Source organism: Bacillus solimangrovi, from assembly GCF_001742425.1.
GTDB lineage: Bacteria > Bacillota > Bacilli > Bacillales > Bacillaceae_N > Bacillus_AV > Bacillus_AV solimangrovi.
On record NZ_MJEH01000011.1, the window covers coordinates 214,271 to 228,900 of the forward strand.

The 14,630-nt window shown below is 37.1% G+C and carries 12 protein-coding genes; 4 read left to right on the top strand and 8 right to left on the bottom strand.

All coding sequences use genetic code 11. From position 1 onward, the window contains the following. Positions 1-4 precede the first annotated feature (4 nt). The 6 genes from BFG57_RS05740 to ablB all read right to left on the bottom strand — a co-directional run bounded on the left by BFG57_RS05740 (position 5) and on the right by ablB (position 6,031). Entirely contained in the window at positions 5-1,285 is a 1,281-nt protein-coding gene (locus tag BFG57_RS05740) for a peptidase (RefSeq protein ID WP_069716512.1), read from the bottom strand. Between the two features lie 27 nt (positions 1,286-1,312). Next, positions 1,313-1,975, bottom strand: a complete 663-nt coding sequence (locus tag BFG57_RS05745; RefSeq protein ID WP_069716513.1) for a 3-oxoacid CoA-transferase subunit B — start codon at positions 1,973-1,975, stop codon at positions 1,313-1,315. Further along, the gene (locus BFG57_RS05750) at positions 1,960-2,637 is read right to left on the bottom strand and encodes a CoA transferase subunit A (protein ID WP_069716565.1); all 678 of its coding nucleotides are present in this window, start codon (positions 2,635-2,637) and stop codon (positions 1,960-1,962) included. The genes BFG57_RS05745 and BFG57_RS05750 overlap by 16 nt, the downstream gene beginning before the upstream one ends. A gap of 40 nt (positions 2,638-2,677) precedes the next feature. Then, positions 2,678-4,042, bottom strand: a complete 1,365-nt coding sequence (locus BFG57_RS05755; protein WP_069716514.1) for an aspartate aminotransferase family protein — start codon at positions 4,040-4,042, stop codon at positions 2,678-2,680. Between the two features lie 616 nt (positions 4,043-4,658). Beyond that, positions 4,659-5,081: a cytidine deaminase gene (locus BFG57_RS05760; protein ID WP_069716515.1), complete on the bottom strand. Its 423-nt coding sequence runs from the start codon at positions 5,079-5,081 to the stop codon at positions 4,659-4,661. A 125-nt stretch (positions 5,082-5,206) separates the two neighbouring features. Beyond that, positions 5,207-6,031, bottom strand: a complete 825-nt coding sequence (ablB, locus tag BFG57_RS05765) for a putative beta-lysine N-acetyltransferase (protein ID WP_069716516.1) — start codon at positions 6,029-6,031, stop codon at positions 5,207-5,209. Positions 6,032-6,391: 360 nt separating this feature from the next. On the opposite strand from ablB, the gene BFG57_RS05770 reads away from it, so the two are divergent. Both BFG57_RS05770 and BFG57_RS18825 read left to right on the top strand, forming a co-directional pair. Then, positions 6,392-7,966, top strand: coding sequence for a Na+/H+ antiporter NhaC family protein (locus BFG57_RS05770; RefSeq protein ID WP_069716517.1), 1,575 nt, complete (start codon positions 6,392-6,394; stop codon positions 7,964-7,966). A 126-nt stretch (positions 7,967-8,092) separates the two neighbouring features. Beyond that, positions 8,093-8,260 (top strand): hypothetical protein, encoded by a 168-nt coding sequence (locus BFG57_RS18825; RefSeq protein WP_175428276.1) that lies wholly within the window; start codon positions 8,093-8,095, stop codon positions 8,258-8,260. A 195-nt stretch (positions 8,261-8,455) separates the two neighbouring features. Here the strand turns inward: BFG57_RS18825 and abc-f are convergent, their stop codons facing one another. Further along, entirely contained in the window at positions 8,456-10,039 is a 1,584-nt protein-coding gene (gene abc-f, locus BFG57_RS05775; protein WP_069716518.1) for a ribosomal protection-like ABC-F family protein, read from the bottom strand. Positions 10,040-10,433: 394 nt separating this feature from the next. Here abc-f and BFG57_RS05780 point away from each other — a divergent pair, with 394 nt between their 5' ends. Beyond that, positions 10,434-11,825, top strand: a complete 1,392-nt coding sequence (locus BFG57_RS05780; protein ID WP_069716519.1) for a sigma-54 interaction domain-containing protein — start codon at positions 10,434-10,436, stop codon at positions 11,823-11,825. 108 nt (positions 11,826-11,933) lie between these two features. Then, positions 11,934-14,021: a TerD family protein gene (locus BFG57_RS05785; protein WP_069716520.1), complete on the top strand. Its 2,088-nt coding sequence runs from the start codon at positions 11,934-11,936 to the stop codon at positions 14,019-14,021. 144 nt (positions 14,022-14,165) lie between these two features. On the opposite strand, the gene BFG57_RS05790 is transcribed toward BFG57_RS05785, so the two are convergent. Further along, entirely contained in the window at positions 14,166-14,609 is a 444-nt protein-coding gene (locus tag BFG57_RS05790) for a hypothetical protein (protein WP_069716521.1), read from the bottom strand. Between the last annotated feature and the right edge of the window lie 21 nt (positions 14,610-14,630).

The window sequence follows — 14,630 nt, forward strand, 5'->3', positions numbered from 1 at the left end:
CAGATTATTTGCTTTGATCTTGCGCAACACCGCACCAGTCTAATATTGCAAGTGCAATGATCTCTGCTGCTTCAAATACTTTATCTAGCTCAATAAATTCATTTGGAAAATGCGCCATTTCTGTAACACCCGGGCCAAATACAATTGAAGGTGTATCACCTACATTCGTTAACAAACCTCCATCTGTTCCCCAAGGTGACGCTTCGATCACTGGCTGTTCATGTCTTACTTGTTCGTAAGCATCTGTTAAGATTTCCATTAGCTCATGATTCGCATCAATTGATCCTGGTAGCCATCTTGCACCATACCATTCAAGCTTTACAGGTACTGATTCAAACCATTCATCTACTTCTGATAACTGATTGAGCCACGTCTTCATTTCTGCTTGAGCCTCTTCGATTGTCTCCTCTGGAGAGACACCCATTCGCCCTTCAATAACGACAATGTCAGCGACTGACGAAGGCCATTCCCCTCCTTCAATACGCCCGATATTTATCGGAATTGGAATCGGAATGTTATCATAAAGTGGGTCAGTAATCCGTTCATTTCTCGCTTCTTCTAACTTTCGAATATGTTCAGTTACAATGAATGCCTTCTCAATTGCACTTACACCTTCGTAGCGAGTCCCTCCATGAGCAGAACGTCCCTTTACATGAATACGAAACCACATTGAACCTTGTTGTTTAGGAAAGATTTTCATATTGGTAGGTTCAGGGATAATGGCTGCATCAGCTGTATAACCTCGTAATACAGCTGCTAATGTTCCTAATCCGCCACTCTCTTCTTCTATCACACTATGAAACAGCACATCTCCCTTTAACGTTAAATCTAGTGATTGTATCGCCTCAATTGCTAACAGTAAGGAAACGTTTCCACCTTTCATATCTGTCGTACCACGCCCATACATCTTTCCATCAACAATCTCACCACTATATGGATCATACTCCCATTGGTCACGATCTCCAGCTGGAACAACATCAATATGTCCGTTCAATACGATCGAGCGTCCACCACCCGTGCCTTTTAACACACCAACAACGTTTGGACTTCCAGTAAAGTCTGTACGTGGGGATGCAAAATAAGGATGCTGCTTCAAAACGTCTCCATCAGGTGTCCACATGTCTACTTGTAAACCTAACTCATCGAGCTTCTGTTTGACGAGCTGTTGTACATGTTGTTCATTGCCTTGGATGCTGTCTGCCTGAACAAAGGATTGTAGTAAGTCTATCCCCTCTTGCTTATTCTCATCTAACCATTGCTTAATCTTTGATTTTACTGCTTGCATCACTTCACTCCCCCTTTAGCTTATTCCTTATGCTAATGTCTTCACTTCTTCTGCAAAGGTAATACTTGCCTCTGTATTGTTCAAGACATCTTCACGTGTATATGGATCCATAATTTCCGTTACAATTAAGCCTTTCTCCGTTACTTTCATGACTGCCATGTCGGTAATGATCAGATCGACACAACGTGCAGATGTAAGTGGTAATTGACATTGTTTTAAAATTTTGGGTTGTCCGTATTTATTCACATGACTCATAAGTACAATCACTTTCTTAGCTTTTTGAGCGAGTTCCATTGCTCCACCAATACCAGGCACACGTTTACCTGGAACGATCCAATTCGCCAAATCACCCGTTTCACTAACTTCAAGTGCACCTAGAATCGTAATGTCAAGATGACCTCTACGAATCATGCCAAATGCTTCACTGCTATCAAAGTACGAAGCACCTTTAACGATCGTAACGGGCCAACCTGCTGCATTACAGAGTGCCGGATCTTCCTTACCTTGTTTTGGCGCTTCTCCCATACCAAGAATGCCATTTTCCGCATGAAACATCACTTCCATCTCATCTGGTAAAAAGTTTGAAACGAGTGAAGGGATACCGATACCTAGATTAACGACCATACCTTGTTCAATTTCCTTGGCAGCCCGACGTGCAAGTCGGTTTCGAACGTCTACTCCCATGCCCATGTCCAGTCCACTCCTTCACTTTGGATAACCATATCTACATGTATTCCTGGTGTTATGATCGCTTCCGGATCAAGTTCACCAACTGGGACAATTTCTTCAACTTCTGCAATTGTGAAGTTACCAGCCATTGCAACAAGAGGGTTCGTATTACGTTCACTTTTGTCATAAATGAGATTGCCAAATGGATCGCCTTTTTTGGCATAAATAATCGACACATCTGCAATTAACGGAGTTTCAAGTAAGTAATCTTTACCGTCTACGTGGATCTTCTGCTTACCTTGCTCTATCATCGTTCCAACACCGACGTCAGATAAAATGCCACCAAGCCCCATGCCTCCAGCACGGATTCTCTCAGCAAGAATTCCTTGTGGAGAAAATTCCACTTCAAGCTTACCTTCTGTCATTAACTTACCAGCAATAGGATTTGAGCCGATATGTGAGGCAATTAGTTTCTTCACTCTTCCTTGGCTAACAACTCTGCCAATTCCGATCTCAGGAAACGCAGAGTCATTTCCAATTAACGTTAACTCGCTCACACCTTTTTCCATAATCCCTTTAATTAGAAGAGGTGGGTTTCCCACACCTCCAAATCCACCAAACATAAGCGTACAACGATCATCAATATGCAGCATCGCTTCATTTAATGTGCTTACTTTATTCATTTTCTTCTTTTCTACTGATGACGACACCTAACCACCTCCATTAACTTACTGTATTGAGGATTCCTTGCTGTACGAGTTCATCTTGAATATCGTATACAGCACGCTCAAAAATTTCGACTAACTGATCGATTTCTTCTTTTTTAATCGTTAATGGGGGAGCAATAATGACTGCATCGCCTGCATTCCCATCAATTCCAGCTCCTGATGGATAGATTAGTAACCCATAATGTTGTGCACGTTGAACGATCATATCTCTAACATTCAGTGCTTTATCAAATGGAATTTTCGTGAATGCATTTGCTACAAATTCAACCCCAACCATTAGACCTTTTCCTCTTATATTTCCAATCAATTCATACCGTTCTAACAACGGTTGTAATTGATGTAATAAATACTCTCCATTATCTGCAGATGCAGCAACGAGATCATGCTTCTCGATATAATCAAGCACAGCAAGTGAAACTGCTGCAGACTGTGGGTTTGCACTATACGTATGACCACTCATGACAACTTTAGAACCGTTTAAGATCGGCTCAAGCACGTGATCTTTAGCTAGTGTTGCTGCAATTGGTGTATAACCAGCACTCATGCCTTTTCCAAGTGTGATAATATCCGCTTCAGCATTCCAATGTTCCATCCCAAACATCTTTCCAGTTCTTCCTATACCTGTCATAACCTCATCAGCAATAAATAATATATTGTGATAATTGCATATTTCTCGAACACGTTCATAGTAGCCAGGTGGGGGAACGATAACAGCACCTGCTGCTCCTATGATTGGTTCAGCAATAAATGCAGCGATATGGTCAGCTCCAACTTTTCGAATAACTCGGTCCAATTCTGTTGCACACATTAATCCGCATTCTGGGAATTTTTGATGGAATGGACAACGATAACAATTTGGGGCAGATACATTGGGGTAGTCTTGTAACAATGGTACAAAGCGATCACGTCTCTCAGAGTGGCCTGACATTGACAATGCTCCAATTGTTATCCCATGGTAACTTACCCAGCGAGAAAGGATCTTTTGCTTTCGATGCAACCCTTTCTCCTGCCAATGTTGCAACGCAATCTTCAACGCTGTTTCTGTCGCCTCAGATCCGCTATTAACGAAAAAAGACCAATATTTCTCATTACCAGGGGCTAAGTCACTTAATCTTTCTGCTAATTTTTCCGCGGCATCTGTCGTGAACTGTGAACGATACACAAATGAAACTAATTTCGCCTGTTCAGTAATGGCATTTATCAACTCAGGTACTGCATGGCCGATACTTGCTGTCACTGCACCTGAAGAACCATCAATATATGCCTTTCCATCTTTATCGTATAGATAGATGCCTTTTCCATACGAAGCTACTGGATAGACACGGTCAAGTACAGGCTTAATTAAATGTGAATGCTGCATTAAAACACCTCCTGATGTCATATGAAGAGAACATGCTATTCTTGCCCTTTCATATCCGAACATTTAGAATATTTCAAACTCCTATACTTTTATCATATGCAAAGTTGAGACTTCTTTCTATTCGCCACAAGACTAAAAAATATGTGAGAATTCTTATACATCTTGTATAAGAGGATGTTTAAAAAGTCTGGAATAAATAACTGTCGAACAACTGTGTTGGCTTGCTTTTCCGCTCCTCATGTACCCTAAAACGTACACTCCAGTACTGGGACCTTCGCCGCCTTGTTCTACTCCGTCCTTTTTGAACACGATTTATAATGAGAAATTATCACGTTTCAACTGACGCCAAGACCCCCACTTTAAAACATAAGAGAATCAACGAAGTTTAAGTAGGAGAGCAAGTGTCAGTAATTAACTGATTGGTTCAACTAACTATTGAAGAAAAACCTTCACTGATAGAAGTTTCACTTTATTAGAGAAGTAGGATAATAATGGTCTCTTTTTTCAGTCGAAAAAAAGCATTCTCCTACGAAAGTCGCAGAAAAATGCTTGATTAGATGGCGTTCTTAAATTGGTAATTCAATAGTTGCACATTTTGTTCTGTTCTCACTTAATATTAGTTAAAAAGATCTTCATCCTTATATGCGAGAGACCAATGAAAAGGCTGTAACTCCCCTAATGATTTAAAAGATACTGGTCTACGATTATCTGCGGTTGATACTGCTACTTGGACTTCTCTTCCCCAATAGAACAGTCTTTCTTGGCATATACCACATGGAGACAAAATCTTAAATTCAGTGCTTTCATCATCACGAACGACACATATGGCATGTGTGACTTTCTTATTTAACTTATGCGCCTCTAATATTGAACCTGTTTCGATACAAAGATTTGTTTGATCATTTATCACTTCAGGTGCCACACTCGTTACAATTTGTCCGTCTTCTAAACACATTGCTGCTGCACCACCCCATCCTCTAGGGTACCTCATTTTAATAAGCTCTATAGCAGTTTGATATAGTTGTTGTTCAATGTTCATGCTCTATACCTCATTCCAATTAACTTGTTCGTTTGTGAGAATGGTACCGAAATACAGACGATTGAATTTCACAGGTGGAAAGGTATTCTTATTAAAAGATTAATAAGAATACCTTTCAATTGAAATCATTCTACATCGATTTGCTTCGTCCATATATTCATATCTTCAAATCCAGTAAAAATTTTGCAGTTATTTTTCAACCTACCTTCATACGTATAACCTAGCCTCTTCACAGTCAAGTTCATGCCTACTGACTGGGCCCTCGTTAATGAATAAGCACATTGAATCTGTTTTTCCTTTAGAATTTCCTCTAGTTTAATAACAATTGGGGATAGCAAACTATTGCCACGATAATCTGGGTCTGTCACACAATCTGTTATTTCTGCACAATTGTATTCTGGCTGAATATAAGCAGATGCTGCGGAGATAATCTTCCCGTTTTCTTTCATGACGACAAACACATAATCACTACCGATCTGTTCCCGTAAATATTTAGGGTCATGTACATTTGTCGGATAGAATTTGAACACTTTTTCATATAACCTTGCTAACTCAATTGCATCTTCTTCCGTTGCTTCTACTAAAATAGTATTGTCCATAATGTCAGTTGATACATATTGTTTTTGGTCACGTTGAACAATTTCCATCACATCTTCATTTACTTTGTGAAAATTAGATTCTTCCCGTTCAGAATGAAAATATTTCGTCATCATGATCCCATCTTGCCCTTTGAAAAAACCGCTAATTCTGCCTTCCCTACTGAAACCAGCATGTTGAAGCTGATTAACACAATGAGGCATCGTAAAACAAATGAGCTTTGAAGCATTTGTTTGCTTCTGTAATGTTAGCAAACTCTGAATGGTCTCATCTGTTACTTCAACTAGATAACTAACAATTCGCTCATTAAATCGATCATCATCAATTTTGTTACTTGTTTGCTGAATAATCATGCACTTCTCCTCTCTACATCATAAAATTAGTCGCTACTCCTAACTTATAATAATAGTATATTTTTTCAAAAAGAAGAAGGCTATCGTACGCTTCGCAGAAAAACATTTCTCATTTTTATACATTTGTACGAAGAACATCTGACTTCTTAAAAACTTAGATAAGCTTTGCCATTTTGTACAAAAAATATTGATGTATTTATTGCTTTTAGCCAATATTCTTAACTATAGGTAAAATGGTAAAATATTATAAATTTTCTGTATTTTAATAAGGAGTGATGCGTGACTACTAATTTAATAGCTGTGTTTAACCGATTTTGCATGTAAGCGATGAACGCCATTCAACAATTAAAGGGGGATTATATGGAGAATTCATTTTTATCATTGTTACCACCTTTGCTCACGATCAGCATGATCATTATTACGAAAAGGTTACTCCTTTCACTCGGTACGGGTATACTCGTCGGAGCTCTCATGCTTAACCAGTGGAATCCGATCGCAAGTGTTAAACAAATTTTCAATATTGCAATTGGATTATTTTATGCTGATGGTGGCATTAATACGTGGTATGTCTATATTCTACTCTTTTTGTTTTTACTTGGGATGATTACAGCAGCCATCTCCATTGCAGGTGGAACGAGAGCATTCGGTGAATGGGGACAAAAACGAATTAAATCAAAGTTTGGTGCACAGCTATTTGCAATTATTTTAGGAATCATGATTTTTTTCGATGATTACTTCAATAGTCTCGTCACTGGTAAAGTCAGTAAACCGATTACTGATCGCTATCGTGTTTCTCGTTCTAAATTAGCGTATCTTATCGATTCTACCGCAGCACCAATATGTGTCATCATGCCGATTTCAAGTTGGGGTGCTTACATCATTTCACTTATAGGCGGCATTACATCTGAAAATGACGTTTTTCAATTCAGTGCTTTAGAAGCGTTCTCATTATCTATCCCAATGAACTTTTACGCTATTTTTGCTATTTTAATGACAATTGCTGCTGCCTACTATAACATTAACTTAGGTCAAATGAAACATGATGAACAACGTGCTATGCAAGACGGTATCTTAGTTGATCTTTCAAAAGGACAGGTTCCTGGTGAAGAAGAATCCTTACCTGAGAGAGAAGATGGTAAGCTTAGAGATTTGTTCATTCCGATTCTTACTTTAATTGTGACGACAATTGCTGCCATGTTATGGACAGGTGCCTCTGCATCAGGGGAACAAGTCACATTGTTAACGATGTTTGAAAATACAGATGTAGCAGCTTCATTATTTTACGGTGGTTTAGCAGGTTGGCTCGTGTCAATGCTCATTCTTTTAAGCAAACGAGTTCAATTCAACCTAATCGGTAAAAGCATTATAGCTGGGCTGAAGTCAATGCTGTCACCAATTATCATCTTGTTATTCGCTTGGAGTACGGTAGAAATTATCGGTGCTTTAGGCACTGGCACATATTTAGCTCAATTAATAGATAGTCACCTCTCAGTCGTGTGGTTACCTGCTATTATGTTTCTTGCTGCTGCCTTTATCGCATTTTCAACTGGTACTTCATGGGGAACTTTTGGCATTATGATTCCAATTGGTGCAGAAATTGCTTTACAAACTGATCCAACTTATTTCCTTCCATTAATCGCAGCTGTACTTGCTGGTTCTGTACAAGGGGACCATAGCTCTCCAATTTCAGATACAACCGTATTATCTTCAACTGGTGCAGGTGTACACCATATCGATCACGTCATGACTCAACTTCCATACTCACTACTAGTTGGTTTCATATCACTAATCGGCTTCATCATGCTCGGGCTAACACAACAAGTTATTCTTTCCTTTATTGTTACACTCGCTTTGTTCATTTTAATCGTCGTTTTACTGAGAGAGAAATCAACACTCTCACATCATCAACCTCAAGAAAATGAACTAACAAAATAGTTTTTCCATACTTTTTTTATAATACAAAACCAAACCTCATGTATTTGAGCGTTTGGTTTTGTATTTGCTATTTCATAACGAACGAGATAGTATTATTATTATCTAATGTTATGAGGAGGTACTAAATTGCCTGAAAAAGATGAATTCGAAGTTGTAAAACGGGTACAAGCTCTATTGAACTCATTACAAGGAAATACGAACATTTATAACCCCCATTATGTAGATTCAGTAAAAGAGAGATTACCAGAAATTGAACAGGCATTTCAAAGTCTAAAAAACTATTTTGAAAAATAACCCCCACCAAAAAAGGAAAGAGCTTCACTCGACTTTCCTTTCATGACAACAAACTGAACGGTCGTTTTCATCCAACATCCTACACTTCTCCTACCTATTGCATATCCCTTATAAAACAAAACAACTGTATTTACTATAAAAAACCTGCCAAATACATTTAGTTTCCTAAACGCATCTAACAGGTTCACTTCTAACTTAGTTTTCTTTTAAAACACGACGTTTTTCTATTAATTGTTGAAATTGTTCTTCAAGTTGTTTTTTTTGCTCAATAGACACTGGTTCACTTAGTTTACTAATAACAGCCGATAACTTCGTTTCAATGAGCATAAGTTCTTCTTCAACGTCATTTCGTTTTACCTTTGCTTTGTTTTTTCTCTGCTCATATTCATCATAGTTACCATCAAATGACACTACGGTTGAATTAAATAATTCTATAATTTTCGTTGCCGTTGACTGAACGAAGCTCCGATCATGTGAAACAAACAAGACTGTACCTTCATAAGATAAGAGCAATTGCTCAAACGCTTCAATAGATGGTATGTCTAGGAAGTTTGTTGGTTCATCCATAATAAGCACATTCATATCGCTCAAGAATACTTTTGCAAATGCAACTTTGACCCGCTCTCCCCCACTTAGAACACTTACTTTTTTATACACATCTTCATTTTTAAATAAAAGCCGAGCGAGGACAGTACGGATCAGTGTTTCATCATGGATTGAGGTTTCCTTTACGTTCTCTAACATCGTTTGATTCAAATCAAGAATATCAAGATTTTGACTAAAATAGCCTATCTTAACGGCAGAACTAATCTGGACACCTGTATGGCATTCAATAATGTGTCGTAACAAAGTCGTTTTGCCTGTACCGTTTAAGCCAATTAACGCTACCTTATCTCCTGATCGAACCTCGAATGAAACGTTCTTCCATAACAGGTTGTTCCTTACTTTTGCTTCTAGTTTATCCGCTCGAATGACCGTTTGATTTTGTATAACAGTTGCGTTTGGTATACTAATTTTCACTTGTGGTAACACTTTAGGTTTATCAAATTGTTGTAGCTGATTCATTCTCGTTTCAAGTGCACGCTTTGATTGGTGTACACCTTTTTGGGCTTTCCCTTTCTTTACTTTATGAAGTTTTGACTCATTTGACGACATTCGTGATGGAGCACGAGTCATCTTTTGTGCCTTTCGTTCTTTTCCTTCTATTGCCTGTTTCAACGCTTTTTTCTTTTTTACATAACCCTTATACTGTGCTTCATGATGACGTTTCTCTAGCTCTTTTTGTTTCAAATACACATTATAGTTACCTTTGAATTCCCTAACTGTTTGATTGTCAATTTCCCATATTTTCGTACAAACATGATTTAAGAACGTCCTGTCATGTGAGACAACTACAAATGCACCGTTGAACTGTAATAACTCACGTTCCAGGTGTGCTATTTTTTCAACATCTAAGTTCATCGTCGGTTCATCAGCCATTAGCAACGCTGGTGTTTTTGCTAATGCTTTCTTGATGTACATCTCAGTTATCTCCCCACCACTTTTCTGTAAGTGTTGAGCTTTAAACTGTGGAATCAGTTCAATTTCCACATTCGTTTCAACTGTGCCTGCATCTGGTACTAATTGTTTTGTCAAAATTGAAAGTAAAGTTGATTTACCAACTCCATTCCTACCAACGATTCCGATTCGATCTTGTTTCTCGATTCTAAGCTGATCGACTTTAAATAATAAACAAGCTCCGATCATCATTTCTATATGGTTCACTTCTATAATACTCATAAAAAAATCCTCCTATCTATTTCCAGATAGGAGGTCACCACATACCCTTCCGAAAAATTCAAAAGGGTTAACAAAAAGAGATAGAACAAAACACTCTATCATAACCGTACATTCTTTTTGTTTAATAAAAGGGCGCACTAATCCTATCCAGAAAATTATTCGTTCATATACGAATGTTTTCTAAAAAATAGGATTAGAACTTCATCGACTCAAAAACACCCTTTCATTTCAAGTTATCTCCATTTTATCGAATTCATTGCCTTGATGCAAGCACTGTTTAAGAGTTCACATTCTTGACAGTCACTTTAGTTTTTTTCAAAAAACTAAAAAATGTTCAATAAATTGTTATAAAATAGAAAGAAGACTTTTCTTTTTTACGAAGTGGAGGAAAACGATGTTTGCAGAATCATTTGATACGAAACAGATGCTTGAAGCAATATTAAGCAGTATTGATGAAGCAATCCATGCTGTAAATTCAGATGGAATTACTATTTATTATAACGAAGTAAGCGCAAAACACGATGGCGTTACAATTGAAGAAGTATTAGGAAAGCATATATTAGATGTATTTCCTTCCTTAAATAAAGAAACGAGCACACTTTTGCAAGTCATCTCCTCTGGACAACCAATCTATCAACAACCTCAAACGTACAAGAATATTCGCGGGGAAATCGTCGATACCGTGAATACAACATTGCCGATTAAGGTTGGAACAGAAATTGTTGGTGCAGTCGAAATTGCAAAAGATCTATCGACAGTGAAGCAACTCTCACAAAAACTATTAGACTTGCAATCCAAAGTTGAGCGTAAGAAGGCCCCATCATCAGATATTTATTCAGCACACTATCATTTTACAGATATCGTGACAGCTTGTGATACATTCACACGAGTTAAAAAGCACGCAGAAAAAGCAGCCATCACTAATTCCCCTGTCATGGTATTCGGTGAAACAGGAACTGGAAAAGAACTGCTCGTTCAATCGATGCACAATGCATCAACACGAAAAAATCAACCTTTCATCGCGCAAAATTGTGCAGCACTACCAGCAACTTTACTTGAAAGTATTCTATTTGGTACGAAGAAAGGAAGCTTTACTGGGGCAGTTGATCGACCTGGTTTATTTGAATTAGCGAATGGTGGAACACTATTTCTCGATGAAATCAATTCAATGCCGCTCGAGTTACAAGCAAAGTTACTTCGTGTATTAGAAGATGGTGTTATTCGTCGGGTTGGAGATACGAAAAACTATACTGTTGATGTCCGTATCATGACAGCATTAAATCAACATCCTAGCATTTGCATGGAACAAAACGTGATCCGTTCCGATCTTTACTACCGATTAAATGTTTTCTTGATGGAAATTCCACCGCTACGTTTACGCAAAGATGACATTCTTTTATTAACGCGTCATTTTGTTAGAAAGTATAACCATAAATTTGATAAACATGTTCAACATATCGAGCAAACTGTCCATACTAAGTTGAGACAACACCATTGGCCAGGAAATGTTCGTGAACTTGAGCATACGATTGAATATGCAATGAATATGGCTGAAGATAACACTTTACAACTCAATCATCTACCAATCTACCTTCAACTAGACGATGCAGAGTCAACATATACGTCTGATATTCAACCGTTGAAAGCAACACTAGAACGAACCGAACGTGAAATGATTAGTAACGCTTTAAAAACAACGAATGGCAATGTTAAACAAGCGGCTGAAATACTAGAAGTTCCACGCCAAACATTGCAATATAAATTAAAGAAATATGAATTAACGTAACAAATATAATGAATAAACAGATTGCTAATATGAAATAACCGATATTAACTTTTTATTGGAATAACAAACATACAATCATAACGAACTTCTATCATTTGAGGTGATACTATGGAAAAAGCAGCAGAAATTCTGTTACGAAGAAAACAGCAACTGATCGTTTCTAAATCAAACGAATCTATTCTACAAACACAATATATCGTAACCATTCTCAAAAATATTGAAAATATCGGCTATACGTTATCAAAGGAAATAATTGATATTCTATCAACATTTTCAGTGAAAGAACTAGATGATTTCTACAGTTCATTGGTACGTTTATTAAAAGAAATGATTGGCTCAAATAAAACATATGCACCAATGTATCCGAACTTCCCAGAGCAAGTAATGAATGAAGATGAATCACTATTATATTTTAACGCTTTAATACATTATTTATCATCGGGTCATTTGTTTCCTAAATATGAAAAAGAAGATCGATCTCCATTAATTGATTTAACAGACTTAAAGGTTATCAAACTGGGTAGTAAAACAGCTATAGACAATATCATTCGTAATTTATTAGCTTCTAAAACTTCACTTTCAGAGATTGATAAAAGAGATATTACTTGGTTCATTGAGAATTACCCTGAAAAACTAACTGAAATTGTTCCAGATGAAATACCATTAAAAGAAAATATTGCGCTATTAGCTAAGCTACTTATCGATAACAATCTACCGAAGGGTACGTTATTCAAATTATTCAACACCGCTACAGACGTACTTCGGTTAGCAGTAGCCCTCTCTGATGGTGACATTAGTTTAGCGCAAGCTACAAAGTTTAAAAGCTTCAGAAGAAAAGAAAGACGACTACTGTTATCGTTACTAAACAATTGTGACAACATCGAAGAGGACATGGTGAAATATAAAAATCGGTGGATTCGATTAGGAGAAAGACTTCATCCTTCAGAGTATAAAGAAGCCTATGGGAAAGCTCAAATTGCCTTTCGAAAGTTAAGAAACAATGAGAAGATTGAAACGTTCAATAGTAAAGTTTCTCAAGCAATTAAAACGGAGGATTACGCAACAGCACTGGAGCTTCTCAAACAGCGACCTGGTGAATTTGCACGTAAACTCGATCATTTAATTAGGATTCATTCAAAGCCAAATGTTGTCGTCAATACGTTCAAAGATGTAGCTCAGTCCGTATCATCCACTGTGTTATTACAAGTCATCACACATTTTAAAAATCGTAACATGCAACATGAGTTACGAACCTTTTTTCCAAAAGGAAATGTTGCGAAAGTATTTGGGATAGACAACACGCTTCCAGAAATAGATGAACGTATCTGTAAAAATATCATTGACATATGTGAAACAGCACTCATAAACATCTATAAAGAAAAAGATTATTTGGGTAAAGTTTACATTGATGAATCTTTAAAAAATTACGTTGTTCCATTTTCACAGCGCTCTGCCAGTAAAGCTTTACACTCAATTGTTAGAGGTTCAAAAATCAATCTTCAAGAAGTTACAAATACACTCAGAACATTTGTATATTGGAAACAGCCAAAGGCAGTTAGAGTTGACGTTGACTTATCTGCAGTAATGTATGATGAGGATTGGAATTACTTAGAACATATTTCATATACAAACTTAAGATCAAAAAAATATAACGCAGCACATAGTGGCGATATTACCGCTGCTCCTGATGGTGCTAGTGAGTTCATCGATATTGATATTGAATCTGTCAAAAAATACGGTGGTCGATACATCATCATTTCAATTAACAACTATACCGAACTACCTTTCACAGAAATGCAAGAATGTTTCATGGGCTGGATGAATCGACAACATCCGAATTCCGGTGAAATTTATGAACCAAAAACAGTAGAAAACAAGATTGATATTACATCTGAAACGATGATTTGTATTCCGATGATATTAGACCTACATGAAATGAAATATATTTGGACTGATATCTCTCTTAAGGCACATCCATCCTATCATAATAATGTTGAGAAGAATAACAGAGGTATGGTTCTAATGGGCAAGGCCTTCGCCAACCTTGAAAAACCAAAGCTTTATGATTTATTTCACCTCCATATGCTTGCAAGAGGTCAAAGGTGTGATAATATAGAAGAAGCGGATGTTATTTTCTCACTAGAGCAAGGCATCACGCCATACGACCAAGATATTATTGTTTCTCAATACATATGAAATAAAATAGGCTATAATTTATCTTCCTTCTATTTGACAATTAAATCTTGAGATTAGATAAATTAATCTCCTATTTATAAGGCTATTCCATACCTTCCTTCTACTCTATTAGTTGATGAATTAGGTATGGAATTTTCCTTTTTTCTAATCTATATATTCAATTTGTTCTTTTATGTAAGCAGCATCAGCTTCATCTATTTGATAATACGTCTTATTTTGTGAGCTCTCTTCTTCTCGGTGTGCAATAATCGCCCCTTCGCTCGTAAACCATACACTCGAATTAACCAACCCAACAAATCGTTTAGGACTCATAATCGAAATATATACATCTGGCTTTCTAGCTAATTTTTTTATGTTTGTAGTTTCCTTCTTATGCATAAAAATCATCATAAAATGATCAACTACGCTCTGATCATCAACATCCGTTATTACTTTTTCAATATTAAATCGCCCTTCATGTTCAAGATCTGCATAGATCACTTGGATTTCTCTTGAAGCCTTCTCTGATGTCATTGACCCAATAAGATATCCTCCAAGAAACAATAGTGTTGCAAGGCTTAACCAGAATAATATTTTCAAATGCTTCAATTATTATTCCCCCTAATCATA